We start from the raw sequence: 26,391 nt of genomic DNA on the forward strand, positions 1-26,391 counted from the left end.
TACCAGGCACGATTTACCATGCATAGTCCAGCCGCAGACCAATAAGCGGTTCGGCTTCGCTTTCGTCTTCCACTTGAACACCTCGACGGTAGTCAAACTCCGTATCATCACTCGATGACGCCGCCGTCAGGTTGATGACATCGAGAAAGGCTGTTGCATCCACCGGGCCAAAGGCACGCCGATAGTCAACGCGAACGTTAAACATACCGGAGCCGCTATTGCGACCGACGTTGCGCTCTGTGATCTCTTTCGAGTGGCGCAAAGGTTGCCCGGCTCCCAGCACGTCGGCATGGATAATAAACTCGTCGCCTGGCAAGCCAGAGAGGTATTTGTAGCGCCCCGCCACCTTCCAGCGGTCGCTGATTTCCCAGGTCAGGCCGAGGGTAGCGACATGCTCGCGGCTGAAGTCAGCGGCCACGGCACCGCGACCATCTTTCCGGTCCACTTCGGCATCGTTATAAGAGTACGTCGCGGTGGCGTAAATGCCCTCACGAATCGTAGCGTTGGCCACCACATCGAAACCATATGACGTGCCGTCACCAATGTTGGCAAAGGTGCCACTTGCCCGGTCAAGGTCCACCACCAGCTTGTCGAGGTTTTGGTAATAGGCTTCCGTCAACACCGACCAACTGTTGTTCGGGGAATATTCGAAACCGAGACTGGCGTGTGTGATTTCTTCATTCTCCAGGTTGTTCGACTCGTTTGCGGCAAGCTCCAGAAACCGTGGTGACTGATGAAAGAGCCCTGCCGTTGCAAAATATCGAAACGCATTACCCGGCCGCCAATTGACGCTGAACCTGGGGGACGCGAAGCTTTGGTCGGCAAAACCGTCCTGTTCTAACCGCACACCGGAGCGAAAATCCCAATTTCCAAGCTCAAAAACCTGCTCTACGTAACCTGCGTAGCTGGTTGCTTTCTCATTCAGTGAAGAATTGAGGTTTTCGGGCGTCAGCACAATAAAGCGCTGATCAGGGTCTGGCCTGAAGTCATCGTCGTCGTAGACAAACCGGATCCAATCCCCATCCAGGACGGTGCTATAGTCCAGTTCAGTTTGGGTCACGCGAACACCGGCACTGAACACACCCCACTGATTCACCGTCTCGAAGTCGCTTCGCCAGCCGATCTCCTTCTCACCCTCACCAATGGTAATAATGTCTTCCCGCACCGGAAAGCTGGACGCAGGTGATCCCTCAGGTACGAGATCCGGAAAGGATTCCCCCTCCGAACTGATCTTGTCGCTAATGCGATAGAAAATCTTGTTGGTCCACACAGCATCTTCACCGACCAATGAGCGCAAAGTGAAACCGTACAGATCACTATCCTGTTCAGAATATTGAAGCGCAGCATCCTCGAAATTGGGCGAGTAAAAAACGTGCGTCACATCGCGATAATAGTCTTCGTGCGTGTCTATCAACAGCACTTCGAGCGCGTGGTTCTGATTGACAGGCACAACCGACTTTACGATAACGTCCCTTAAAACCGGCGCGCCAATATCGAGTTCTTCGATTGTTTCAAAAAAGGAGCCGAAGTCTAATCGGCGCGCAGAAACGAGCAAGGTAGAGTCTTCCGTGATACCGGCAGGACCATCGTAACCCACTTCATAGCCGGCAATGTCGAAGCGCAGACTCGCAGAAGGGCTTGGGTTGCCATCGGCGACTTCCAGTTTGAGTAACGATGCAGCCCGGCCACCATAGGCCGCACTCCACCCACCCGGTGAAAACTCCGCGCCGCTGATCACGTTCGGGGCGAAAATCGAGAAACGGCCGCCGCCACCGACATCTTCCTCTTCGCCCAGCGTCGCATCAAAGTGCACCGCTTTATCAAAGGGAAAATCATCCACGAACAGCAAATTATCCCTTGGGCCACGGCCGCGTACGCTGAAGCTCGCAAATTCACTGGCGGATGCCAGGCCGGGTAAACCGTCCAGCGAGAGCAGCGGATCTGAGCCACCGCCAACAGCACTTCGCAACGCCTCCCTATCCAGGTAGGTGCTGCTAGCGGACGCCAATGCATCGGCTTGCTGTGCCCGAACCTCCACTTCCTCGAGGGCCTGCTCGCGAAGCTCGAATTCTATTTTGAGATTCTTGCGCGTAACCACGCGCACGCTTGGCTCATAAGATGTATTAAACCCACCTTTGGCCACGTTCACCGAGTAGAGACCGGGGTCAAGCAGTTCAACGACAATACGACCCTGTTCATCGGTTTCCACAGTTCGCATGGTATTGGTTTCCCGCTCCCTGAGCTTGATCTGCGCGGATGAGAGTGGCCGGTCCGTATTCTGATCCTTGACCACAATGGTCAACGCACCGGGCGCTTCTGCTGCGTGGGTATACAGTGGAGACCCCATCAACAGCGCCGATAGAGTCAAACCCGATACCTGCCGAAATTGTCTGCTCATATTGTTATATCCCTTGCTATACCCTTTTTTGTCCCGACAACGATCTGCCGTTATTAATTGGTGAAACGCTGGGAGGTTAGCAGCGCAAATGTGACTGAAATGTCGCTGAGATGTGAAAACTGTATCAGAGCCCGTTATCCACTGCCGGTTCAACTCAAGGGAGATACCGGCACCAGGCTATTTGGCACGTAAAGTGAGTTGTTTTTCCCTTAAGTCATAAATGGGTGTATTACACTTTTTATTCCGTGGGTATATAAGGAGTTACCTTGAATGAAACGGATGTTGAAATTTCCACCTATCTTGGCGCCTTTGGCTCTGGCATTTTCCAGCTCGGTCTCTGCGGGCACCCTCGGCTTGAGCGGACCACAGGACTTTATTGTCCGCGTTGGCGGCTATTATATTGATCCACGGGAGGACAAGGTTAGTTTTGTCGACGATACCTTCCAGTTTTTCGATGCGTTTCGCTCTACCGTTGATCCGGGTTCCGAGTGGGGTTGGTCCATAAACCTTGAGTGGAAACCGATAGAGCATTGGGGCATCGAGCTTGGCTATATGGACGGCGACAAGCATACCAGCAGTCACGCTGACGTCTTTTTCTCGCCGGGCTTCGAAAATGTCGAATTTCGTGATGTGGTCAGTTTTGACGCCGATATCAGTACAATGAGCCTGAAATTCTACCCCCTGGATGATACCTGTATGGTTCAGCCCTATATAGGTGGTGGAATCAGCTATACCGACTTCGGTGACAGCAGCGTTAGCCGTGCACTTCGCGACGACCTGGCTGAATTTGGCCTGCGCGGCAATTTCGATATGGGGTACTCCTGGGGCTACACCTGGCAAGTGGGTATGGATTTCAATTTCGGACGCGAAAGCGCCTGGCTGGTCAATGTCGCCGCGGTGTATGCACGATCCGTAACCGATATGCGGATACAGCTGTTGGATGACGTTCCGCCGCCCCCGGATGTAGAGCCGTTTTTCGAGTCCTATTCCGGCGACTACATCTATGATCCGTGGATGTTCAATCTGTCAGTAGGGTACAAATTCTCTTTCTGACTTTCTGAATTCGGCAGATTTTACTGGGCGCTTCGGCGCCTTTTTTTATGGAAGGATCAATCGATCTGACGGCGCGCTTCATTGGACCGGTGGGTACGCGGCTCACGCACCCGTATTACCTGATCGCGCTTATCCGTTCTCTTTTTGGGCTTCTTTTCCTGTGTCTTTTTCTTTGGTTGCTCGTTCTCTGGTTGCTCTCTCTTTGGCTCCTTGCCCTCCTGGGGCGGAGCTGGCTTCGCGGCGTTATTGTGCCGATCATTTGGCGCATTGCGCTGGGGTTGGGGCTGGTGCTGGCCGCGTATGTTTTGTTGCTTGGGCCGGTCGCGCACCGCGCGGCGATCCATTGCCGGATGCTCTGATGCAGGAACAACTCGCGGGTCGCGAATGCCGGTCGGCTTGTCCGCAAGTTTGACTGCCCGCACGTCCCGGCCTGGATTCGGACCTGGATTCCGGTGTTCATTACGGCGATCCTCGCTCCGGTTATCCACCTGAGACCCCCGCCGCTTTGGCTCGGCTATGCCAGCAAACCCCTGTTCGCCGCCTCGGCCACGGTCCTGGCCCTGCACACGACGATCCTGGCCCTCCTCACGACGATCCTGTCGTTGCCCATTGCCTTCATGCCGGTCCCGCCGGTTGTAACCGTCGTCATGATCGTGCCGGCGCGGCGGTCTGTCGTGGTGTCCTCCGGCATAGTGATGGCCATGGCGGCGCAAGCGCGTATGCCAGCGATCATTGAAGTTTGCCGAGACATAAAAATTCGGGGCCGGATACCAGGGGCCATGCCAGTGACTGGCACTGATCCAATGGTCCTGATACCAACGATAGTAATGCCCCTGCCGAAAGAAAACGTCGCTGCGGTCGTAGAATACGTAAACGCCGAGAGTATCGTCGTAGTAGCGATAGCCGGGATCGGTGATCACTGAATAGGAGTAAACCGGGGGAGCATGGCGGACATAGGTGCTCCCGACGTACACTGGCGCAGATGGGTAGGTGACACAGCCACCGAGCGTCAAAGTGATGGTGAGAGCGGCGAGTAATCGGTATGGGAACTGGCGCATGGTGCGGATTCCTTGGATTCACACCTGCTTTTTAACCCGGCGCAACTGAATCGCCCCTGAATTAACTCGCAAAAGAACAGAGAACAACCAATACCGAGAAATGAACACAACCCCATAAATTCAGCTAACTTTCAGAAAGTCCGATTTTTACACGCTCATCTTCATTAGTAATAAACGGCAACATTCGGCTCGCTGCCAGCCATGCAACACCAAATGCAAACAAACCTGTCGCCTCGACATAGTAAGTCAGCCGCTGAGTAATACCGCTAAAATCTACCCAGCCCAGAATATCCAGCAGCTGTACGGCCATAGCGCCAACCATAGCGACTGCGCAGATTCTATAAATTAGACCCCTGACCTTCGCCTCTTTGGAATCTTTTCCTTTAGCTCTCAGGTAAAACAGCCAACAAAAAATGGCGAGGATAATGAACATTGAAATTGCCGAGGCCGTATGAACAATCCCGGTCATCGTGGGTTCTCTCGCTGCCTCCTCAACATTCCGACCTGTAAAGCAATCGCATGGGAAAAATGCCACTGCTGCTACAGCCACTGCTGCGACTTTACTCAAGACAGCCTGAAACAAAGAGTAGCCATTATACGACCAGAGAAAAGCCGATATTACGCATAGAGAGCCAACGAATACATTTCGGGCATTATCCGTTAAATGATATGACAGACTAATCGAGCTAATACTGACCCCAGGTGTCAGCAAGTCCGTAAAACTCGCGAGTGACAAAGCGATAAATCCCACGATCAACTTAGCCGTGTGGTGATCAATTTCTGTGTCTAGTGGCTTCCTATCCATGGACGCAACCTCATACATTTGGAGTTACCAGCAAGCAGATGTGGTTGGTCATCAACACCCAGGTATGCACCTAAATATCTAACTCATTTACATGCTGTATTAGCCAACCGGCGTAGGCGATCATCTCCTGCTCTAAACAGAAGCAAACCTGCCGATTGTTGCCCTGCTGCATGACATGCTGCGGATTCCCTGCAGGTCCAAGACGCGGCAATCTAGCCATCGAACTTTCCCTTCCCTCTTTTTATGACCATAGACTAAAGGAAGGAAAACTCAGTAGGTGCTAATGAGTGTCATACTTTTGATCCAACGCCATTTGTTAATTTATTTATACACTCATTAGACTTCGGCGTAGTGCACTGCGGCCCATCGAGCCTGCTATTCAGTGCTTGTAGCAATAGTCGATGATTTCCTTGAACCCCACCTCTTCACGCGCCAGTCTCACCTCCAATTCGTTAAGTTTTGCGACACTGGGCAATTCTTTAGCTCCAGATATTTCAATCGAAAATTCGTCCTTGTAACTTTTTCCAACCCTCGACAGCTCACCGCTGAGCTGGTTTAAAATTTCGTCTCTTAGTAAAAGTTGGTTTCGTCGAAAACGAATAAGTCGGTGACAATCAAAGAAGTCTGACCGTCTCGTCGAGTCATATTTTCTACCGTTCCAGCCTGTTTTTCGCGTGGCGCGATACAGCGCGCGCTCTTGCGTATCCCTCCACACACGAAAGTCAAAATGATTGGTAGGATTCGGGTTCTCGTGTGTGGCCTGAGAGTGGAAATTGGCTTCCCTAAACTCGTGTTTATCAAGGATAGCCAATGTCCTGTTCTGTGTGGATAACATGCGTTTAATTGATCTGGGCATCTCAAAGCTCATCACCTTGGTTGAATCCAAGATACGCAATTCTCTCGAAAGTTCTTCGTCATCTCGATCCCAATGCCTTTTCAGTCGTTTAGGCACCCACTGAACATGAGTACCAAAGAGGCGAAAAACGCCGTATGGGCTGAATGAAGTCATGTGAATTTTTTCACGCAAATCATCATCTTGAAGGAAAAAAAACGCACATCCGGACCAATTTAGCGACTGAGCTATTTCCTCCACCAGCTCGCGTATTGTTTCGTCAACTGAATGTGGTGAATATCTCGTCTTAATGTTGCCAAGTAAATTTTGCGAGAACTCTTCATCATTCGACACAATATCAAAAATGTTTCCGCTTCGACGGTTCGTCAAACTGAACAAGCTGCCAAAATCCTCATCAAACATCCGACGATTAAAATCAGGCTTCTCCCGCTCCATCTTGACTAAAAACCGATCAATCCATGCAAGACGGAAATCATGAAAGTGGTATCTGCGCAAAGGTTCGGCTCTAAAAATTTTCATCCTATACCTCTTCACGTTCCTCACGTAACCGGCGTGCAAGACTACTAATGTGATAGTCGACCTCAAAGTCAATTGTATCGAGTTGCGGTACAACAAGATACGCAAAGAACAGATGAGACGCATCGGCACGAGATCTCAGGAACTCTCTCACTATTTTATTTGGGTGCGGCACCCCATGCGACATTCCCATCCCCCCCCAAAAACCATCATTTCTAGCGCGATATTCAAACGACATTTTCCAGTTAATCCGGATTAGCCCACGGGGTGACGCACTCATACTAAAGCTACGCGTATTCGCGAGGAGCATCATTCTCTTGAAGTACTTTTGTTTGTCAGTTGCGTGTGTAATCCAAGCATTGAACTTAACTATCGCTCCCGCTGCCAACCTTGTATTGCCAAAGTATGCTCCATAAAGAATTGCAAAACCCAAGACTGAAGCCAAGTCATTGATCACCGTTGAAATGAGATGAAGTCGGTACTCATTGTTTACATCCAGTGATGGATCTGAAAATTTCGAATCCGCAGCCAAAAACGCAAGAGACATGAACATAGGAAGGACCTTGTCCAATCTAATTTCATCATTTTTTTCAAGAGCGGTTATACATGCTTCAGCCAGCTCGAAGTATATTTGTCCAAAGTGATCAGGTAGATCATCATTGTGCTTTGGCTCAAAGATATGTTCGACGAAGGCTCCACTACCGAGCCTGGTAATTGCATCTTCTCGAGCAGAAGTAAGCTGTCGGGTCATCTCGAAAATGTTTATCTCAGGCAACTTGTATTGCTCTTCGGCGTAGTGCTCATATTTACGGTACCGCTCAACGAGCTGGGCAAGTTCGTCGAACCAGCGCGGCAACTTCCAATGGCTATGCAAGCTTGCAAGGACAACCTGCGTTGCAGACTCAGGCATTTTCAATTTTGATAGTGATTCAACAAAATCTGGAAGCAAATTTTGAAAAAAATCACATATCGCAGGCAGGACTTTTACATAATGCTGCAACAGCCTTTGTACCGCCAACTGTTGGATGTATCTTGGCTTAGATAGACGCCGCCCCTCAATATCTTGCTCAAATTCGATGCGCTCAACGATGAACGCGAGTTCTACTTGAAAAAGGGCAGGCAGATGACGTAGGGACTTCTCAGACCACTCGTCCTTTTCAAAGAACTTCTCCAGTTCTTTTTCAAAGGTAAACCATCTACGTATTGTCTCTAAGCAGAGGGTGCTCCCTAGCGCAGCCCATGTGTCTGCTATGCCGACCAGTACTTTCGCTGATTTATCGTCCTCTACGGGATCCAATGAGGCGAAAGCATACTCTATGATTTCTTTGAATCTCTTAAGCTCTTGCATGCCAATCTCGAACTGAAACCGTTCTGCATAAGCTGAAATACGAGTTGAGAAGCGACCGATAAGTTTTAATGCGAGTTCGAAGTCTCCGACTTGAAATGCAAGTTCAATATGGCCAGCTAATCTGTCTACGAGGTCTTTTTCGAACCATTGGTGATCAAGCTTTTCTTCAATCAGCGGTTGTTGGCTACTCGTTTGCAGCGCCATAGAAGTGGCTGTATCCCCCGCAAAAAACCACTGCTTATGCTTGTTCCTTCTTGGAAACCAATAGCTTTCTTGGTCGATTGTGTGTTTTCGTTGAAGATAGTGTAAAAGCAAAGCCGTGTAGTCGTCGGTTAATGCAGGAAGGTTATCTTCCAAACCGTCCTTACCTGCTTTTACACGGTCATCAATGTATAAAAGTTGTTCAAGAGCCAGTCGCGCGAGCTTCGAATGATGGTTAGCTAATGAGTTTGAATTTTTACGGTTTCTCGCACCCTCAATGTGGCGTGCGATACTGGGAAGTATTTCGCTGCGGACTAGAATATTTAGGTCAAAGAAATTAAAGAGTCTCTGACCCAAGGGAAACAAAGCCAAAGCGCTCAACAGAGTCAAAATCGTACCGCCGACATAAACAAAAAGTCCGGGTTCTAATCCGAACAATGGCAAGGCCGTTGCAGTCAAACAAAACATCGCTGAAAGCACCAAAACTCGAGAGTACACACTACCCACCTGTTCGTTGGTGAGCATTTGGATGATATCTCGGCGAAGTCTGGTATAGCCGGCGCTCAGTATGATGCCAATTGTAGCGAAGTAGATCGAGAATATTGCAGTGAGCAGTTGAGCGTACAGTCTGAGCTGCTCGATATTGAATTTTTTGTCTTCTGTACTAAGCGGTGAAAGTAAAGACAGGCTCTTATTGACGTAACTTTCAATGAAAATTAGCGCCACTAAAACCAAAATAACCCAAAATAAACTTTCCACACCGATCCATGCGAATGAACCTAGAATGCGGGCATTTGCTTTTGCTTTCGAGACTGAGGCGCTTCTCTTGTAAGCGCTGTACTCAAGGGCAAATCCAATTTTTCCTAACCATGTTCGGAACTTCCAAAACCAGGGCTGGGAACTCACCGAGATTTTCAACCAATCAAACAAAAGGCTCTCCCTCTCATTGCCTATTTCAATTACGAGATTGCACTATCTCTATAGCCCTGTGAGTAGTTAAGGATTCTTCTAGAATGGGATCAGATCAGCAATATAGCATTACACGCCACAAATCAAATTAACACCACAAAATTGATCTGACCTCAAAAAATCAAAAAAATTGACCTACCCCCATTTATTTAACCGATTTTATTTAAAATAAATCCCCTAAACTTGCTTACCCATACTTAAAACTATTAGCTCTCTACTAGCAATGAATTACTAACCTGAATTTGAGCCAGCATAAGCATTTGCATTTTCAGCCGATCCCTTTCCGCCTCATCCTCCTCATTTAGCATCGCGTTAGCGGTTTCTATCAAGCCAGGGACCTGAGCCACTGATTCATTCCAGCCACCAGCGTTATATGAAAATCTCAGCAACCCGCAAGCTTCTATAGTCTTTCTTCCTTTATCACTTTTTGGCGCATATATGATTCCCAGGTGAACAGCTATATGATCCTCATAGACATCGAAATGTGGGTGGACAATTGTAAAGTGATGACTTTCAGTTGGATACCTCAACCTCCCCTTATTAACCAGCACATGCTTATTACTTTTTTCAGTATTGCAATCCTTGCAAGCTACACATAAATTTTTTGGTGTAAACATGAATTGTGGTGAATTTTTCCTTGCCACAATATGTTCAACGTCCCAAACACCGGAGTGCTGAACGGGGTACCGTATATTACAGTAGACACAGGTTAAGCTCTGCTCATTTTTATAATGCGATTTTATTTCACGCTTAACTTCAGCTATATCTTCATGATACCAATATTCGTGACTTTGACTTTCCCTGTCACTTTCATATTGATCAACGAGCAGTCGACTTTCAGATGAATATTCTATGGGCGATTCTATTTTCAACCTTCATACTCCAAGGCAAGAATCAAAGCATCGATCAAAGTTGATACCGGATCATTTTCTTTTAGTAGAGGCCGCATTTCGATTATAGGCTTAGCTTCCTGCCTAATTTCACTTTTCGCTACGCTCCCCTTGCTAATTTTTGCGATTAAGTTTAGACACTCTCTGGTTACATACTCATTTGATGACCCAGGAGCACAAAATATTTTTGCCAATTGAAAATCAGCTGACTTTTTATAGTACTTATCAGAGGGTAAAAGCTCTCCGGTATTCATTTTTAGAATCGCACAATTCGCACCGTGAACCCTCGATATTATTTGTGGCGAGTGCGTTGCAATTATAAAGTGGCAACCTCTATATGAATCAAACGTCCTCAGCAGAAGGTCTATATACTTTTCCTGCCACTCAGGGTGCAAGCTGATTTCCGGCTCATCAATACAAATTAATGACCCATCTTCGATTTCACTAGCAATGCCAATTATTGTTGCGATGATACATTGCTCACCAGAGCTTAGATCACGAACACTTACAGGCTCAATTGCTGGGTATTCAGGATACAAATGTATGTCTGCAAGCCTCATCAACCCCAAATTTCTAAGAAGCTCTGTATGTTCAAATAGCTCAATTACACTTCCAGAGAGACAGCCTCCATCAAACCCAATATCAAAACCAATCCTTCTTGCCGTATGAAGATCCTCTTCCAATTCTCCATACGCTTCGACAACCTTACGCAATAAGACATCATCTCCAGACAGAACATCTAAAGCCCTTCGAACTCTAGGATGCCTAGATTGGGAGTCAGAAGGATTAAGCCCCTGATCACTGACAAGTGACAAGAAACGACTGGGAGATATATCAAATTGGTACTCTGCAGTTAATTTTGGCAGATAACCTAAGAAATTAAACACCCCCTTTAATTTCTCTAGTTTCAGCTGCCCCTCTCTTGAAGAGCGAAACAATGAACCTACTAGTCTATCCAGTAATGAGTTTGATGATTGTGGACCAAATTCACTTCTTACACCCAAATAAGTGTATCGACTGTATTCTGTGTCTGGTCTTTTGAAGCTGTTTCGCCCTAGCGGAAACTTATCGTAGGGTGTCGTTGAAGTCGCTACGATTTTATTTGGCAAGGTATCACTAGGGCTAACCCCCAAAATAAATTCGCCAGAATACTGACACTTACCGTGATTTACGGTAAGACCAGCGACAATCCCACCCTTTTCATAGACCAGCGAAAATTTATCTAAAACAGCATCCGCTCGCCGACCCAGTCCGGATCTATTCTTTTGGACACGACCACCTTCATCTAGAGATTCAAATGAACCAATGATTGCGCTTAACAGCCTACTTTTTCCGATACTATTTTTGCCAACAACAATTGTATAGTGGTTATCCCACTCGGAATCATTTTTAGTAAGCGTAAACGGCAAGACACGACCGTCAAAAAATGCCTTCGTAATTTTGAAAGACAACCCCGACTCCTTTTATGTTATTAATTTGGCAGCATTGTATCGCGCATCTATAAAGGCGCAGCACCGCGATAGCTATTTAGATAAGCGCCACATTATATTTCCGCTCAATCAACTCCGCGATTCGATTGTCTTCAACCCCGGGAAACACGCCACCCTTCACCCGCTTTCAGCGAAATTTATTGATTTTCAAAATAACCTATACAGTGCAATTATTTTTATATCTTGGATATCGCCACTGTAGATGGTATTTAATTTTCCTTCTAAGTCAATGGCTTATCTTTCTCAAAAGTATACACTCCAAGTATCAAGCTATTTGATCTTTAGAGATCGAGTAAAGACTAAATACCAAACAAAAGATCGTACAAATAAAAAAGCGAGCCTCATTCGAGGCTCGCTTTTTCAACTTCCGAAGTTAGTTTAAACGACTCTCATCGCCATTAGCAGCTCCTGCTGCAAGCAAGACTAAAAGCAATCACCTGGCACCCGCACCCACCCTTCCATCAGAATCCGCGCACTGCGGCTCATGATGGCCTTGGTGGCAGTCCACTCACCGTGGGCAATTTCCGCTTCCGCGCCGACCCGCAAGGTGCCTGACGGATGGCCGAAGTTCACCACACTGCGCTCCCCGCCCCCCGCGGCCAGGTTGACCAGGGTGCCGGGAATGGCGGCGGCGGTGCCGATGGCGACGGCGGCGGTGCCCATCATGGCGTGGTGCAGTTTGCCCATGGAGAGCGCGCGCACCAGCAGGTCGATTTCACCGGCGTCCACATGCTTGCCACTGGAGGCGCCATAACCTTTCGGTGCCGCGACGAACGCGACCTTGGGGGTATGCTGGCGAGCGGCTGCCTCTTCCACCGTTGCGATCAGGCCCATGGCCTTTGCGCCATATGCACGGATGGTTTCGAACATGGCGAGCGCCTTGTCGTCACCGTTGATGGCTTCCTGCAGTTCGGTGCCGGTGTAACCGATATCCGCGGCGTTGACGAAGATGGTCGGGATGCCGGCGTTGATCATGGTGGCCTTTAACGTACCGACGCCCGGCACTTCCAGGTCGTCCACCAGGTTGCCGGTGGGGAACATGGCCCCTTCGCCATCGGCCGGGTCCATGAATTCGATCTGGACTTCGGCCGCCGGGAAGGTGACGCCGTCCAGTTCGAAATCACCGGTCTCCTGCACTTCCCCATTGGTGATGGGTACGTGGGCGATGATGGTTTTCTTGATGTTGGCCTGCCAGATGCGCACGGTGCAGATACCGTTCTGTGGAACACGCTCTGCATCCACAAAACCGCTGTTGATGGCGAAGGCACCGACGGCGGCGGTGAGGTTGCCGCAGTTGCCGGACCAGTCCACGAAGGGTTTGTCGATGGAGACCTGGCCGAAGAGGTAATCCACGTCGTGGTTTGGCTGCTCGCTTTTGGACAGGATGACGGTTTTGCTGGTGCTGGAGGTGGCTCCGCCCATGCCGTCGGTGTGTTTGCCGTAGGGGTCGGGGCTGCCGATTACGCGGAGCAGGAGGTTGTCTCTGGCCTGGCCTGGGGTTTGGGCGGATTCGGGCAGGTCTTGCAGGCGGAAGAAGACGCCTTTGCTGGTGCCGCCGCGCATGTAGGTGGCGGGGATTTTGATTTGGGGGGCGGAGGTCATTTTTAGTCTCGCGGGAAACTTGTTCTTGGTTGTAGGAGCCTGCTTGCAGGCGAACAGTTTGGTGCTTCGTGGCTGTTCGCTTGCAAGCAAGCTCCTACGGGTGCTTTGTGGGTGGTTGTTCGCCTGCAGGCAGGCTCCTACAAGGGTGCTTCGGATCAGGCGTTGGCTTCGGCTTCCAGGAAGTCTTTGGCGAAGCGTTGGAGGACGCCGCCGGCTTCGTAGATGGAGACTTCTTCCTGGGTGTCCAGGCGGCATTTGACCGGGACTTCTAGGGTTTCGCCGTCTTTGCGGTGAATCAGTAGGGTCAGGGTTGTGCCTGGGGTGCGGTCGCCGGTCACGTCGTAGGTTTCGGTGCCGTCGATGCCGAGGGTCGTGCGGGTGGTGCCCGGCAGGAACTCCAGCGGCAGCACGCCCATGCCGATCAGGTTGGTGCGGTGAATGCGCTCGAAGCCTTCCGCCACGATGGCTTCCACGCCGGCGAGGCGCACGCCTTTGGCGGCCCAGTCGCGGGAGGAACCCTGGCCGTAGTCGGCGCCGGCGATAATGATCAGCGGCTGCTTGCGGTCCATGTAGGTTTCGATGGCTTCCCACATGCGGGTGACTTTACCTTCCGGCTCAACGCGGGCCAGCGAGCCCTGCTTCACTTCACCGTTCTCGTCGCGCACCATTTCGTTCAACAGTTTCGGGTTGGCGAAGGTGGCGCGCTGGGCGGTGAGGTGATCGCCGCGGTGGGTGGCGTAGGAGTTGAAGTCCTCTTCCGGCAGGCCCATTTTCGCCAGGTATTCACCGGCGGCACTGCTGGCCAGGATCGCGTTGGACGGCGACAGGTGGTCGGTGGTGATGTTGTCACCCAGCACTGCCAGCGGGCGCATGCCTTTCAGCGCGCGCTCACCGGCCAGCGCGCCTTCCCAGTACGGCGGGCGGCGGATGTAGGTGCTCTGCGGGCGCCAGTTGTACAGCGGGTCGCCCTTCTCTGCCGCGCTCTTTTCCAGATCGAACATCGGGATGTAGACCTCGCGGAACTGCTCGGGCTTCACGCTCTGTTTGACGATCGCGTCGATCTCTTCGTCGCTCGGCCAGATATCTTTCAGGGTCACCGGGTTGCCGTCTTTGTCGTAACCCAGGGTGTCTTTTTCGATATCGAAGCGGATGGTGCCGGCGATGGCGTACGCAACCACAAGCGGCGGCGAAGCCAGGAACGCCTGCTTGGCGTAGGGGTGGATGCGGCCGTCGAAGTTGCGGTTGCCGGAGAGTACCGCGGTGGCGTACAGGTCGCGGTCGATCACTTCTTTCTGGATGACCGGGTCCAGTGCGCCGCTCATGCCGTTACAGGTGGTGCAGGCAAACGCGACCACGTCGAAGCCCAGTTGCTGCAGTTCCGGCAGCAGATCGGCTTCTTCCAGGTACATTTTTACGGTTTTGGAACCGGGAGCCAGGGAGGTTTTCACCCAGGGCTTGCGGCTGAGGCCGAGCTTGTTGGCGTTGCGCGCGATCAGGCCCGCGGCAATCATGTTGCGCGGGTTGCTGGTGTTGGTGCAGCTGGTGATCGCGGCAATGATCACTGCGCCGTCGGGCATCAGGCCCTCTTCTTCCTTCCACTCTTTGGCAATGCCGCGGTTCGCCAGTTCGGACACCGGCAGCAGTGCGTGCGGGTTGGACGGGCCGGCCAGGTTGCGGGTTACGGAAGACAGGTCGAACTTGAGCACGCGCTCGTATTCGGCGTCTTTCAGGGAATCCGCCCACAGGCCGGTTTCTTTCGCAAATTTTTCTACCAGGGCTACCTGCTCGTCGTCGCGGCCGGTGAGCTTCAGGTAGTCGATGGTCTGCTCGTCGATGGCGAACATGCCGGCGGTGGCGCCGTATTCGGGCGTCATGTTGGCGATGGTGGCGCGGTCGCCCAGGCTAAGGCTGGTCGCACCTTCGCCGTAGAATTCGAGATACGCACCCACCACGCGCTCGCGGCGCAGGAACTCAGTCAATGCCAGCACCATGTCGGTGCCGGTGATGCCGGGCTGCAGTTTGCCGGTCAGCTCGACGCCGACGATGTCGGGCAGGCGCATGTAGGAGGCGCGGCCGAGCATGACGCTTTCGGCTTCAAGGCCGCCGACGCCCACAGAGATTACGCCGAGCGCATCCACCATCGGGGTGTGGCTGTCGGTGCCGACGCAGGTATCCGGGAAGGCAACGCCTTCTTTCACCTGCACCACAGGAGACATTTTCTCCAGGTTGATCTGGTGCATGATGCCGTTACCGGGCGGGATCACGTCGACGTTTTCAAACGCGGTTTTGGTCCAGTTGATGAAGTGGAAGCGGTCTTCGTTGCGGCGCTCTTCCACTGCGCGGTTTTTTTCAAACGCGTTTTTTTCAAAGCCGGGGTGTTCGACGGCCAGGGAGTGGTCGACGATCAACTGGGTGGGGACCACCGGGTTTACTTTGGCGGGGTCACCGCCCTGCTCTGCGATGGCGTCGCGCAGGCCGGCGAGATCCACCAGTGCGGTCTGGCCGAGGATATCGTGGCAGACGACGCGCGCGGGGAACCAGGGGAAGTCGAGGTCGCGCTTGCGTTCGATGATTTGTTTGAGGGCTGCGGTGAGGTTTTGTGGTTCGCAGCGGCGCACCAGATTTTCCGCGAGGATGCGCGAGGTGTATGGGAGTTTGGCGTAGGCGCCTGGCTGGATTTTTTCGACGGCTTCGCGGGTGTCGAAAAAATCGAGGTCGGTGCCAGGGAGATTTTTGCGGTATTCGGTATTCATCTGTTTCACCAAAGTGAATCTTGGCTTTGTGTCTTGGCTGGGATTGGCCTTGTAGGAGCCTGCTTGCAGGCGAACAGGTCGCGCTTCGTTGCTGTTCGCCTGCAGGCAGGCTCCTACAGGGGGTGGTCCCGAATTTTGTGCGGAGCTTGCGCTCGGCGTTCCCGGGGGTGTTTCCGCTGTAGGAGCCTGCCTTGCAGGCGAACAGGTCGGTGCTTCGTTGCTGTTCGCCTGCAGGCAGGCTCCTACAGGGGGTGGTCCCGAATTTTGTGCGGAGCTTGCGCTCGGCGTTCCCGGGGGTGTTTCCGCTGTAGGAGCCTGCTTGCAGGCGAACAGGTCGGTGCTTCGTTGCTGTTCGCCTGCAGGCAGGCTCCTACAGGGGGTGGTCCCGAATTTTGTGCGGAGCTTGCGCTCGGCGTTCCCGGGGGTGTTTCCGCTGTAGGAGCCTGCCTTGCAGGCGAACAGGTCGGTGCTTCGCTGCTGTTCGCCTGCAGGCAGGCTCCTACAGGGGGATTAGCGCTCGGCGATTGGGGTTACTTTGCGCAGTTCCGGGCCAACGTATTCCGCGCTTGGGCGGATGATGCGGTTGTCGGCGCGCTGTTCAAATACGTGGGCGGCCCAGCCGGTTACGCGGGACATTACAAAGATCGGGGTGAACAGCTTGGTGGGAATGCCCATGAAGTGGTACGCCGACGCGTGGAAGAAGTCGGCGTTGCAGAACAGCTTCTTCTCGCGCCACATGACTTCTTCGCAGCGTACGGATACCGGGTACAGCACGTCGTCGCCAACGTCGGCGGCCAGTTTTTCGGACCACTGCTTGATGATGGCGTTGCGCGGGTCGGATTCGGTGTATACCGCGTGGCCGAAGCCCATGATCTTTTCTTTGCGCTCGAGCATGCCCAGCAGTTCTTTTTCCGCTTCGTCGGCGGAGGAGAAACGCTCGATCAGCTCCATCGCCGCTTCGTTGGCGCCGCCGTGCAGCGGGCCGCGCAGGGAGCCGATGGCGCCGGTGATGCAGCTGAACAGGTCAGACAGGGTCGACGCACACACGCGCGCGGTGAAGGTGGAGGCGTTGAACTCGTGCTCTGCGTACAGGATCAGGGAGACGTTCATCACCTGCTCGTGCAGCGCGTTCGGTTTCTCGTCGCGCAGCATGTGCAGGAAGTGGCCGCCGATGGAGTCGTCGTCGGTTTCGGTTTCGATACGCACGCCGTCGTGGCTGAAGCGGTACCAGTAACAGATGATGGACGGGAATGCGGCCAGCAGACGGTTGGCTTTTTCCTGCTGCTGCGCGAAGGATTCTTCGCCCTCCAGGTTGCCCAGCATGGAGCAGCCGGTGCGCATGACGTCCATTGGGTGTGCGTCGGCGGGGATGCGCTCGAGTACTTCTTTCAGTGCCTGCGGCAGGCCGCGCAGGGTTTTCAGCACGCCTTTGTAATCGGCCAACTGCGCTTTGTTGGGCAGTTCGCCGTAGAAAATCAGATAGGCGACTTCTTCGAACTCGCAGTTTTCGGCGAGGTCTTTTACGTCGTAACCGCGGTAGGTCAGGCCGGAGCCGGATACGCCTACGGTGGAAAGTGCGGTTTTACCGGCTACCTGGCCACGCAGGCCTGCTCCGCCAACTTTTTTCTCTGCCATCGTTAATTCCCCTATCAGTTTAAGTTTTACTTCGTCATGCCGGACTTGATCCGGCATCCAGTACAGCGGCTTCGATCTACCTCCGTTCTGGATCCCGGCATGCGCCGGGATGACGAGGTTGGGCGTTGTGGTTTTGTAGGAGCCTGCTTGCAGGCGAATGGTTGCGGAGTGCAGACCGGTTCGCCTGCAAGCAGGCTCCTACAGGGTGGAGTGGTTATGTAGGAGCCTGCCTTGCAGGCGAAAATTTAGCTCCTGTGCCAAGCAGCCGTCCCTGGAGCAGTTTCCGGCCCGGCCATCCATGGCCGGTCGCTGATCTGAGCAGCGAGCAATGCTCGCAAAACGCTCAGTTCAGCCATGCAGGCAGGCTCCTACAGGGTGCATCTCGTTACTTTTTGAAGAGTGCATCGAGCTTGTCTTCAAACTCGTGGTAGTTCAGGTAGTCGTACAGTTCGGCGCGGGTCTGCATGGTGTCTACTACTGCCTGCTGGTCGCCGTTGGCCAGAATGCTGGTATAGACGTTTTCCGCAGCCTTGTTCATGGCGCGGAACGCGGACAGCGGATACAGCACCACATCGGCGCCGGATTCCGCGAGTTCGGCCTTGTTGTACAGCCTGGTTTTGCCGAACTCGGTGATGTTGGCGAGGATCGGTACGTTCAAAGCGTCTTTAAAGGCGCGGTAGTGTTCCAGCTCGGTCACGGCTTCGGCGAAGATGCCATCGGCGCCGGCTTCGATGCAGGCCTGGGCGCGTTCGATGGCGGCTTCGAGCCCTTCCTGGGCGAAAGCGTCGGTGCGGGCCATGATGAAGAAGTCATCGTCGGTGCGTGCGTCTACCGCGGCCTTGATGCGGTCGACCATTTCCTCTTTGGAGACGATTTCTTTGTTCGGGCGGTGGCCGCAGCGCTTCTGCGCGACCTGGTCTTCGATGTGCACGGCGGCAGCGCCGGCGCGGATCATTTCTTTGATGGTGCGCGCGATGTTGAAGGCACCGCCCCAGCCGGTGTCGATATCCACCATTAGCGGCAGGCTGGAAGCGGCGGTAATACGGCGCACGTCTTCCAGCACGTTGTCGAGACTGGTCATGCCGAGGTCCGGCAGGCCGTAGGAAGCGTTGGCCACGCCGGCGCCGGAGAGATAGATGGCCTGATGGCCGATGCGCTCGGCCATGATGGCGGTATAGGCGTTGATGGTGCCGACGACCTGCAGCGGCTGGTTTTCTTTCAGTGCCAGACGGAAGCGTGCGCCGGCGGATTCTGGTCTGCTCATAAGCTGTCTTCTCTCATCAATTCTGCTTGGCTAGTTAATTTTGCTTGGACAGTTTGTTCTCAATATTGCTGCGGGACGCGCGGATGTGGCGCCGCATGAGGATTTCCGCCAGTTCTCCATCGCCGGATTCGATGGCATCGATGATGTGGCTGTGCTCGCGAAAAGCGCGGTGCGCGCGCGGGCTGGCCATGCCAAGTTGATAGCGGTACATGCGCACGCGGTAGTAGAGCCGGTTGCAAAGGGTGTCGATCAGCAGGTCGTTGTTGGAGGCCTGTACGATGCGGAAGTGGAAGTCGAAATCCCCTTCCGGCTGGTAATAGGCGGTGCCGGCCTGGAGTTCTTCCTGTTGTTCGTGGCGGGCGAGCATCTGGCGCAGCTCTACCACGTCTTCTTCCGTGCGGTTCTGCGCGGCGAGCCGGCAGGCCATGCCTTCGAGGGCTTCGCGCACGTCGTAGAGTTCCAGCAGGCCGCGTTCGGTGAGGTCCACCACGCGGGCGCCGACATTGACCCGGCGTTCCAACAGGCCGAGGGATTCCAGACGCATCAAAGCCTCGCGCAGGCTGCCGCGGCTGGCATCGAAGCGGCGCGCCAGTTCCGGTTCGCTGATCTTGCTGCCAGCGGCCATGTGCCCTTCGACAATTTCACGGCGCAGGGTGAGGAAAAGACGGTCAGCCAGACTCTGGGAGCCGCGGGTACCTTTGGGTACCTCCGCTTCCGTGGTGTTGATTGCGGTTTCGGATTGCACGGTCGTGAGCCTGCTCAACATTGTCGACAATTTTTAGGTTTAGCCAGCTTAATTTGCCAGTTTTTTGCCGTCAACCGTATTTTTTGTCAACACATTGGGAAATTTAGGCTATACGGCGCGATAGATTGGAGCCGCCGGGGTACGGGGAAAAATAAGACGGGACGGTCATGCTGCAGTGCGCGCCCTGCGCAGCCCACAAGTTCTGTGCTGTGGCCTGCGAATTGCAAAGTTCGACCAAAAAAGAACGCAACGGAGCGGAATGGTAGTCTTGAAATAGTGATATGGGCATAATAGCGCCCGCGCTGACCCGGGTGCGGATAAACACGCCTGGCCACTCTATCCTTATGGATAGCCGTCGCCGCTGGCGCCGCTGGCCATCCGTATCGAAAATGACACGTCGAGAGTATCAAGCAGATTCAAATCATGCCTAAGAGTATTATCAGGCGCTGGCTGCCGACTCCCGAACAAGTAAGAGCCAATAACAATCTGCGGTTTCTCGGCAATCTGCTGCACGACCCTAACCTCTTCCACCTGAATCGGCATTCCGTATCTGTGGCCTTTGCCGTGGGTATCTTCACCAGCTTCCTTCCCCTGCCCGGCCAGATGCTGATCGCCGCCCTGCTCGCACTCTGGTTCCGCTGCAACCTGCCGCTGTCGGTGGCCCTGGTGTGGATTACCAACCCAGTCACCATGCCGGCGATTTTCTATAGCACCTACAAGCTGGGGGCGTGGATTCTGGGTGCACCACCGGAGCCCTTCGAGATCGAGCTTTCGTGGGAGTGGTTGCGGGATGAGGTTGGGCGAATCTGGCTGCCGCTGTTTTTTGGATCGCTGATCTGCGGCATTTTCTTTGCCGCCGTCGCCTATTTTGCAATGCAGGGGATCTGGCGCTGGCATGTGGTGAAACGGTGGAAGACACGGCTGGAGCTGCGCAAGGCACAGCTCGATCAGGGCAATTAAGCTGTCATCCCGGGCCCGACCCGGGGCCCACCCAGAAGTTGCCGGACAGTATGTCACTGGATGCCGGATCAAGTCCGGCATGACGGCCCCTGTCATCCCGGGCCTGACCCGGGATCCAGAGCGGAGGTAGATCGAAGCCGCTGTACTGGATGCCGGATCAAGTCCGGCATGACGAAGGTCAGAAATCCTGGCGCAGGGCTGCCGCCGGTTGCACGCGGCTGGCTTGTAGCGCCGGGTACAGGGTGGCAATCAGGCTCAGCAGGAACCCTGCCCCCACCACCAGCGCCACATCCCCCCACTGCAGTTCCGACGGCAGATAATCCACCGGATAGACGTCAGACTTAAGGAACTGGATGCCAAACAGGGATTCAAGCCCAGCCACCGCATCGGTGACCAGCAGCGAGCCGATGACTCCGAGTAATCCGCCCACGAGAACCCCCACCAGCCCCACCAATGCCCCCTGGCTCACAAAGGTCAGTAGGATTTCGCGGGTGCTCGCACCCATGGTGCGCAGGATGGCGATGTCGCCGTGTTTGTCGATCACGACCATCACCAGCGTCGACACAACGTTGAACGCGGCGATGGCGATGATCAGAAACACCAGCAGACTGACCAGATTGCGCGACATCTGGATCGCCTGGTACAGATTGCCGTGGGTGCCGGTCCAGTCATTGCCGTAGTAGCCTTCCGCCGGCAACTGGCGCAGCAGGTTCTGGAACACTGCGAACGAGCGCAGCATGTCCTTCATCCGCATTTGCACCCCGGCGCCACCGGCACCGCCGGCCAGTGTCTGGGCCTGCGCCCAGTCCACCAGTGCCAGCGAGTGATCCAGCGCGGTGCCGGAGTGGAATATATCCACCACCCGGAAGCCCGCCAGCTGCGCCGCCGCGCGGCCGCCGGATTCCGAATTGCCACTCTGGGGAACGATGATGGAGAGCTGTTCACCTACCGCGATTTCCAGCTTGTCGGCGATGCCTTTGCCCAGAATGATGCCGGGTTCCGCGGGATCATTGGTGAGCGCGGCAAAGCTGCCGGGCTGCAGGAATTCGCCGATGCTCGATACGTTGACGATGGTCTCGGGATTCACGCCCTGCACCAGTAGCGGGGAAACTTCGAGACCGTTGCGGGCAAGGCCATTGACCTGCCAGACCTCCGCCGCCGCGGTGACACCGTCCATTGCCGCCACCTGATTGCGCACTGCAGTCCAGTCGATTTCCGGGCTGGCGTTGTAGACCGTGGCGTGGGGCATGATGCCGAGAATGCGCTCGCGCAGTTCGCGGTCGAACCCGTTCATCACCGACATCACCACAATCATCAGCGCCACACCCAGGATCAGGCCGATCATGGAGAGCCCGGAGATAAACGACACCAGGCCAGCCGAGTCGTTGCCTCCTCGCTGGGCGCCGGCATAGCGCAGGCCGATAAAGGCGGGAAGCGGCCTAAACATGATCGCCCTGCTGCCAGCCTTCCACCAGTTGCCCATCGACCAGGTGCAGACAGCGATCCAGCGCACCGGCGAGGTCCGGGTCGTGGGTGACGATAACGAAGCTGATGCCGGTTTCGTCGTTGAGACGGTCCATAAGCTTGTGAATCTCTTTTGCGGTGGCCCGATCCAGGTTGCCGGTGGGTTCGTCCATCAGCACACAGGCGGGCCGCGCCACCAGTGCGCGGGCAATGGCAACGCGCTGACGCTCACCGCCGGACAGTTGCGCCGGTTTGTGGTCCAGACGCTGGCCAAGGCCGACGGCCTCCAGCATTTCCCGCGCCTGGGCGCGGGACTCCGCCACCGAGCGCTTGCCGATCAGCAGCGGCATGGCGACGTTTTCCAGCGCGGTGAATTCGTTCAGCAGATGGTGAAACTGGTACACAAACCCGAGGCTGCTGTTGCGCAGCCAGCCGCGCTCGTTGGCATTGAGCGACGCGAGGTTCTGGCCGCCCACCCACACCTCGCCGGTGCTCGGCGTGTCCAGCCCGCCGAGCAGGTTCAAGAGGGTGGATTTGCCGGAGCCGGAGGCGCCGACAATGGCGAGGCGCTCGCCCTTCGGCACCTGCAGTTCAACACCGCGCAGCACCTGCAGTTCGTTGGCGCCCTGGCGGTAGGTTTTGGTGAGGCCGTGGCAGGCGAGCACCACTTCCGCACTGGCCTGTGGGCGTGATTCTTCTGGATGGATTTCCACTTGGCTGTTCATATATAGGTTCAGTTTTTGTGTACCTGTAGGAGCCTGCCTGCAGGGCTGAGATGAGCGTTAAGCGAGCACTGCTCGCTGTTCATTTCAGCGACCGGCCATGGATGGCCGGGCCGGACGCTGCTCCAGGGATGGCTGCTTGGCACCAAGCCTGGAAGTTCGCCTGCAGGCAGGCTCCTACAACAGTGTTGGTTATTCGTATCGCAGTGCTTCGGCGGGCGCGATCTGCGCCGCGCGCCAGGCCGGGAACAGGGTCGCTAGCAGACTCATGATGATCGCGGCGCTAAGAACCATCACCGCATCAGCGGCGCGGAATTCCGACGGCAGGAAGCTGACGAAAAACACCCGCGGATCAAAAATCTTTGCACCCACCACATGCTCGATCCAGGACACCAGATCGGTGAGGTTCAGCGCAATCAGCGTGCCGAGAAGGCCGCCAGTCACCGCGCCGATAATGCCAATCGCACTGCCCTGCACCACAAACACCGCCATGATCTGACGGGAAGTGAGCCCGAGAGTGCGCAGCACGGCGATGTCCGAGCGCTTGTCCGCCACCATCAGCACCAGCGCGGACACAATATTGAACGCCGCCACCGCCACAATGATCATCAGCATTAAGGTGACGACAGTTTTCTCCATTTTCACCGCCTGGAACAGGCTGCCCTGGGAGTGGCTCCAATCCTCGCCGGTAAATCCCTCTCCCAGCGAAGCGGCATAACCTTCGACAACGCCGAGGGCGTTGTTCATATCGTCAAACTTGAGCTGCAGCCCCTGCACCTTGTCGGGCATGCGCAGCAGGCGCGCGGCGTCGTCCAGGTGCATAAGCGCCATGTTCTGGTCCACCTGCGCGCCCACGGAAAATACCCCGGCCACGGTAAAACGCTTGGTGCGGGGAAAGATGCCGGCAGGCGTTATGGTCACTTCCGGCAGGGTGAGAATCACGCTGTCACCGGGGATAACGCCCAGCTGGCGGGCGAGAATACGTCCGAGGACGATGTGGTAACTGCGCGGTTCCAGCCCGTCGAGGCTGCCCATCAGCATATGTTCACCCACGGCCGACACTTCCCGCAGGGCCACTGGATCAACCCCCTGGAACTCCACACCCTGGGATTGATTGTTGGCACCGAGCAGTGCAAAACCGCGCACAAAGGGGCTCGCGGCGAGTACATGGGGTTGCTCGCGCAGGCTGCCCGCGACGGCAGGCCAATCCTCGAGGCCCTCTTTTTTCTCCACAAAGCCGTGCGGCACCACGGACAGGATGCGGGTCTTCAGTTCGCGATCGAAACCGTTCATCACCGAAGTGACCACGATCAACGCCAAAACGCCCAGCGCCATACCCAGCAGAGAGAAGCCATTAATAAAGGAAATGAATTGCTGCCGTCGGCGGGCGGCCACGTAGCGCAGGCCGATGTAGAGGGGAACTGGTTTTATCATGGGGCTGATTTAAGCGGAAAAACGCCAAGAAATCCAAGTATTTACGTGCACTGCCGGCACAAACTGCTGCATTCGACCACAACGGTCAACGCGGATTCCATTTGAGCAGCTTTTCATTCAACAACTTGAGCTTTGCCTCGTCCCACCCCGGAGGTGCCACCAGTTGGTGCCAGGCGTGCACGTAATCCGCCGGTGCATAACTGTGGCCAAAGCCCATTGGCGCAATCCCAGCGTGCATGTCCATTGCCAGTTGCAGCATGGTGACAATGGGATACCACTGCAGGTCCGGCGATACATCCGGGGCGCGCGGCGCTTTCATCCACGCCGGCATCCGGTAGGCCGCCTCCGGCTCGAAGAACACGATCGGGTCACTGCCGTGTTGCAGGTAGGCGAGACGGAAATTCCCCCACGCCGCACTGCCCTTCTCGTAGCCACCAAAGTGGTTGCCGAAGCGCACCACGGCGCCATCGCGGAACTCGGGCAGCCAGGCCGGCGAGCCCGGATCCCGGTCTGCGGTAACCTCGCGCCAGGTGTCGCTGCGGAATGGTGGGCCGACCCACAGAGCGCCGTGAAATGGGTCGTTGATGATGTCGTAGAAATCAAAGGAGCGATCGGAGTTGAGCGCGCCAAGGCTCAGCCCGAACAGGTACAGTCTGGGCCTGGTGTCGTGCGGCAACCCGCTCCAGTGGCCGTAAACAGTACGAAATAGCGCCTGGGCGGTCTCGCGACCATACGCGTCCTCGGTCATCAGCGCGATCGGGCTCGGCAGATACGAGTACTGCGCGGCAACGCTGGCAACATCGCCACGCAATAGATATTCAATGGAGTTGATAGCGCCTGGATCTACCCATCCGGTGCCCGTCGGTGTAATCAGGATCAGATAGGGGCGTTCGAAACCTCCCACACGCAGCAATTCTTTCAGCGCCAGCTCTGCACGCTCCGTCGGTGTTTCCGCGGCATTCAACCCGACATACACGCGTATCGGGTCTTTTGCGCTGCCGGTCACTTCCGCGATGTCGCCGGCTTTGGGGCCGAGCGCGATATAGCGTCGCCCCTGATGGCCCATATCCTCCCAACGGACCAGGGACTTTGCGCTGCCCGGTGTCATCGGGTCGGTAGGTTCGGGCATGTCCGGCGCTATGCGGGCATCGAGCTGCTGATAAATTCGGTCCACGCGCTTTAACGCCGCGGTGAGAATGACATCGTTAAACGCCGACCAGAACAGAACAATGGCGGCAATCAGACCCAGCACCATTGAGATGCGGCGAGGCGCGCGCCGCTCCAGCTTGCTCGACAGGAAATAATAGAGGCGCCGGAACAGCTTGGCGATGGCGACAAGTACCAGAAACACCAGAAGTGCCACTACGGCGACCGTGAACGGGCGCACCCCGGGTGCATCTTCCAGCCCCATCAGCGAGCGCACGGTGTTCTGCCAATTGGCGGCATTCCACAGAAACAGCACCGCCAGCAAGGCACAGAAGCTCCCGGTGACCCAGCGCAGGATACGGCTGGCCCGCGCCCCGGCGGATGGCAGCTCAAAAAACCTCCACAGCCAGTGCAGGAATACCCCCACCCCGTAACCGGCCGCGAGAGAGACGCCGGAGATAACCCCCTGAACCACCCCCTCGCGAGGAATCAGCGAAGGAGTCAGGGACAGGGCGAAGAAGATCGTCGCAACCAGCAGCCCTGCTGTAGAAAAGAAATGAGTAAGCCGCATTCGTGACTGCCCGATGAGTCAAGTTCGAATTTCAGCCTAGCACATGCCCGGCGAGCGGCACTGGCCGCGACCCGCGCACCGCAGCCTTGTGTCGGCCCAGGGAAAGGAAAAACGTGAAGAATGCCCCGTGTTTCGGCAAAATATCTGCTTTAATGCCCCGCAACACGAATAAATCAATGGGAGAGCCCACATGTTCTCAACCTCCATCCTGCGCAACCTCACATTGGCCGGCCTCGTCGGCATCGCTATTTCCGCCTCAGTCGCTCAGGCTGAAACGATCGAAGTGCCCGTTGGCAGCCAGGGGCAAGTCGCCGAGGCAACCCATCTGCGCGGCAAGAAGCAGGATCAGGTGACCCAGGAACTGGGCGAGCCTCTCAACATCCAGGGCCCGGTCGGAGTGCCCGCAATTTCACGCTGGGAGTACGGCGCTTTCTATGTTTACTTCGAGAACGACCGGGTTCTGCACACCGTCGCCAAACACCAGGGCTGAGCCCGGGCCGGAAACCACTTTTCA

At 55.0% G+C, this 26,391-nt stretch carries 19 protein-coding genes; 3 read left to right on the forward strand and 16 right to left on the reverse strand.

All coding sequences use genetic code 11. The features are described from left to right. Positions 1-13 precede the first annotated feature (13 nt). Entirely contained in the window at positions 14-2,398 is a 2,385-nt protein-coding gene (locus tag FDY93_RS04840; RefSeq protein ID WP_138234626.1) for a TonB-dependent receptor, read from the reverse strand. Positions 2,399-2,668: 270 nt separating this feature from the next. On the opposite strand from FDY93_RS04840, the gene FDY93_RS04845 reads away from it, so the two are divergent. Next, entirely contained in the window at positions 2,669-3,451 is a 783-nt protein-coding gene (locus tag FDY93_RS04845; RefSeq protein ID WP_138234627.1) for an OmpW/AlkL family protein, read from the forward strand. A 56-nt stretch (positions 3,452-3,507) separates the two neighbouring features. Here the strand turns inward: FDY93_RS04845 and FDY93_RS04850 are convergent, their stop codons facing one another. From FDY93_RS04850 to FDY93_RS04905, 11 genes are all read right to left on the reverse strand, one after another. After that, positions 3,508-4,509 carry a hypothetical protein gene (locus FDY93_RS04850; RefSeq protein WP_138234628.1) on the reverse strand — a complete coding sequence of 334 codons (1,002 nt, stop codon included), beginning with the start codon at positions 4,507-4,509 and terminating at the stop codon, positions 3,508-3,510. Between the two features lie 124 nt (positions 4,510-4,633). Continuing rightward, on the reverse strand, positions 4,634-5,314 hold the full coding sequence (locus FDY93_RS04855) for a DUF998 domain-containing protein (RefSeq protein ID WP_171018894.1): 681 nt from the start codon (positions 5,312-5,314) through the stop codon (positions 4,634-4,636). A gap of 379 nt (positions 5,315-5,693) precedes the next feature. Then, positions 5,694-6,686, reverse strand: coding sequence for a hypothetical protein (locus tag FDY93_RS04860; protein ID WP_138234630.1), 993 nt, complete (start codon positions 6,684-6,686; stop codon positions 5,694-5,696). Between the two features lies 1 nt (position 6,687). Further along, a complete protein-coding gene (locus FDY93_RS04865; protein WP_171018895.1) occupies positions 6,688-9,162 on the reverse strand; it encodes a hypothetical protein in 2,475 nt (824 codons plus the stop codon). 245 nt (positions 9,163-9,407) lie between these two features. Continuing rightward, complete coding sequence (locus tag FDY93_RS04870) at positions 9,408-10,073, reverse strand: HNH endonuclease (protein ID WP_138234631.1); 666 nt, start codon at positions 10,071-10,073, stop codon at positions 9,408-9,410. Beyond that, positions 10,070-11,542 carry an AAA family ATPase gene (locus FDY93_RS04875; RefSeq protein WP_138234632.1) on the reverse strand — a complete coding sequence of 491 codons (1,473 nt, stop codon included), beginning with the start codon at positions 11,540-11,542 and terminating at the stop codon, positions 10,070-10,072. The genes FDY93_RS04870 and FDY93_RS04875 overlap by 4 nt, the downstream gene beginning before the upstream one ends. 462 nt (positions 11,543-12,004) lie before the next feature. Further along, positions 12,005-13,183 (reverse strand): 2-methylaconitate cis-trans isomerase PrpF, encoded by a 1,179-nt coding sequence (prpF, locus tag FDY93_RS04880; RefSeq protein ID WP_138234633.1) that lies wholly within the window; start codon positions 13,181-13,183, stop codon positions 12,005-12,007. 155 nt (positions 13,184-13,338) lie between these two features. Continuing rightward, a complete protein-coding gene (gene acnD, locus FDY93_RS04885) occupies positions 13,339-15,936 on the reverse strand; it encodes a Fe/S-dependent 2-methylisocitrate dehydratase AcnD (RefSeq protein WP_138234802.1) in 2,598 nt (865 codons plus the stop codon). Positions 15,937-16,446: 510 nt separating this feature from the next. Beyond that, a complete protein-coding gene (gene prpC / locus FDY93_RS04890; protein ID WP_138234634.1) occupies positions 16,447-17,571 on the reverse strand; it encodes a bifunctional 2-methylcitrate synthase/citrate synthase in 1,125 nt (374 codons plus the stop codon). 385 nt (positions 17,572-17,956) lie between these two features. Further along, on the reverse strand, positions 17,957-18,835 hold the full coding sequence (gene prpB / locus FDY93_RS04900) for a methylisocitrate lyase (protein ID WP_138234636.1): 879 nt from the start codon (positions 18,833-18,835) through the stop codon (positions 17,957-17,959). A gap of 34 nt (positions 18,836-18,869) precedes the next feature. Further along, complete coding sequence (locus FDY93_RS04905; protein WP_246068465.1) at positions 18,870-19,580, reverse strand: GntR family transcriptional regulator; 711 nt, start codon at positions 19,578-19,580, stop codon at positions 18,870-18,872. Positions 19,581-20,003: 423 nt separating this feature from the next. Between FDY93_RS04905 and FDY93_RS04910 the strand changes: the two genes are divergently transcribed. Beyond that, complete coding sequence (locus tag FDY93_RS04910) at positions 20,004-20,540, forward strand: DUF2062 domain-containing protein (RefSeq protein WP_138234637.1); 537 nt, start codon at positions 20,004-20,006, stop codon at positions 20,538-20,540. 178 nt (positions 20,541-20,718) lie between these two features. Here the strand turns inward: FDY93_RS04910 and FDY93_RS04915 are convergent, their stop codons facing one another. The 4 genes from FDY93_RS04915 to FDY93_RS04930 all read right to left on the reverse strand — a co-directional run bounded on the left by FDY93_RS04915 (position 20,719) and on the right by FDY93_RS04930 (position 25,877). Then, the gene (locus FDY93_RS04915) at positions 20,719-21,987 is read right to left on the reverse strand and encodes a lipoprotein-releasing ABC transporter permease subunit (RefSeq protein ID WP_138234638.1); all 1,269 of its coding nucleotides are present in this window, start codon (positions 21,985-21,987) and stop codon (positions 20,719-20,721) included. Then, entirely contained in the window at positions 21,980-22,729 is a 750-nt protein-coding gene (gene lolD / locus FDY93_RS04920) for a lipoprotein-releasing ABC transporter ATP-binding protein LolD (RefSeq protein ID WP_138234639.1), read from the reverse strand. Before lolD ends, FDY93_RS04915 begins: the two co-directional genes overlap by 8 nt. A gap of 189 nt (positions 22,730-22,918) precedes the next feature. After that, positions 22,919-24,160, reverse strand: a complete 1,242-nt coding sequence (locus FDY93_RS04925) for a lipoprotein-releasing ABC transporter permease subunit (protein ID WP_138234640.1) — start codon at positions 24,158-24,160, stop codon at positions 22,919-22,921. A gap of 85 nt (positions 24,161-24,245) precedes the next feature. Next, positions 24,246-25,877, reverse strand: coding sequence for an alpha/beta hydrolase (locus tag FDY93_RS04930; protein WP_138234641.1), 1,632 nt, complete (start codon positions 25,875-25,877; stop codon positions 24,246-24,248). A 190-nt stretch (positions 25,878-26,067) separates the two neighbouring features. On the opposite strand from FDY93_RS04930, the gene FDY93_RS04935 reads away from it, so the two are divergent. Then, positions 26,068-26,367 (forward strand): hypothetical protein, encoded by a 300-nt coding sequence (locus tag FDY93_RS04935; protein ID WP_138234642.1) that lies wholly within the window; start codon positions 26,068-26,070, stop codon positions 26,365-26,367. The last annotated feature ends 24 nt before the right edge of the window (positions 26,368-26,391 follow it).

It is taken from the genome of Microbulbifer harenosus, assembly GCF_005771435.1.
GTDB lineage: Bacteria > Pseudomonadota > Gammaproteobacteria > Pseudomonadales > Cellvibrionaceae > Microbulbifer > Microbulbifer harenosus.

Coding starts and splice junctions, on each gene's coding strand:
- FDY93_RS04840 (WP_138234626.1), bottom strand. CDS start 2,398: ATGAGCAGACAATTTCGGCAGGTATCGGGTTTGACTCTATCGGCGCTG.
- FDY93_RS04845 (WP_138234627.1), top strand. CDS start 2,669: ATGAAACGGATGTTGAAATTTCCACCTATCTTGGCGCCTTTGGCTCTG.
- FDY93_RS04850 (WP_138234628.1), bottom strand. CDS start 4,509: ATGCGCCAGTTCCCATACCGATTACTCGCCGCTCTCACCATCACTTTG.
- FDY93_RS04855 (WP_171018894.1), bottom strand. CDS start 5,314: ATGGATAGGAAGCCACTAGACACAGAAATTGATCACCACACGGCTAAG.
- FDY93_RS04860 (WP_138234630.1), bottom strand. CDS start 6,686: ATGAAAATTTTTAGAGCCGAACCTTTGCGCAGATACCACTTTCATGAT.
- prpF (WP_138234633.1), bottom strand. CDS start 13,183: ATGACCTCCGCCCCCCAAATCAAAATCCCCGCCACCTACATGCGCGGC.
- acnD (WP_138234802.1), bottom strand. CDS start 15,936: ATGAATACCGAATACCGCAAAAATCTCCCTGGCACCGACCTCGATTTT.
- prpC (WP_138234634.1), bottom strand. CDS start 17,571: ATGGCAGAGAAAAAAGTTGGCGGAGCAGGCCTGCGTGGCCAGGTAGCC.
- prpB (WP_138234636.1), bottom strand. CDS start 18,835: ATGAGCAGACCAGAATCCGCCGGCGCACGCTTCCGTCTGGCACTGAAA.
- FDY93_RS04910 (WP_138234637.1), top strand. CDS start 20,004: ATGCCTAAGAGTATTATCAGGCGCTGGCTGCCGACTCCCGAACAAGTA.
- FDY93_RS04915 (WP_138234638.1), bottom strand. CDS start 21,987: ATGTTTAGGCCGCTTCCCGCCTTTATCGGCCTGCGCTATGCCGGCGCC.
- lolD (WP_138234639.1), bottom strand. CDS start 22,729: ATGAACAGCCAAGTGGAAATCCATCCAGAAGAATCACGCCCACAGGCC.
- FDY93_RS04925 (WP_138234640.1), bottom strand. CDS start 24,160: ATGATAAAACCAGTTCCCCTCTACATCGGCCTGCGCTACGTGGCCGCC.
- FDY93_RS04930 (WP_138234641.1), bottom strand. CDS start 25,877: ATGCGGCTTACTCATTTCTTTTCTACAGCAGGGCTGCTGGTTGCGACG.
- FDY93_RS04935 (WP_138234642.1), top strand. CDS start 26,068: ATGTTCTCAACCTCCATCCTGCGCAACCTCACATTGGCCGGCCTCGTC.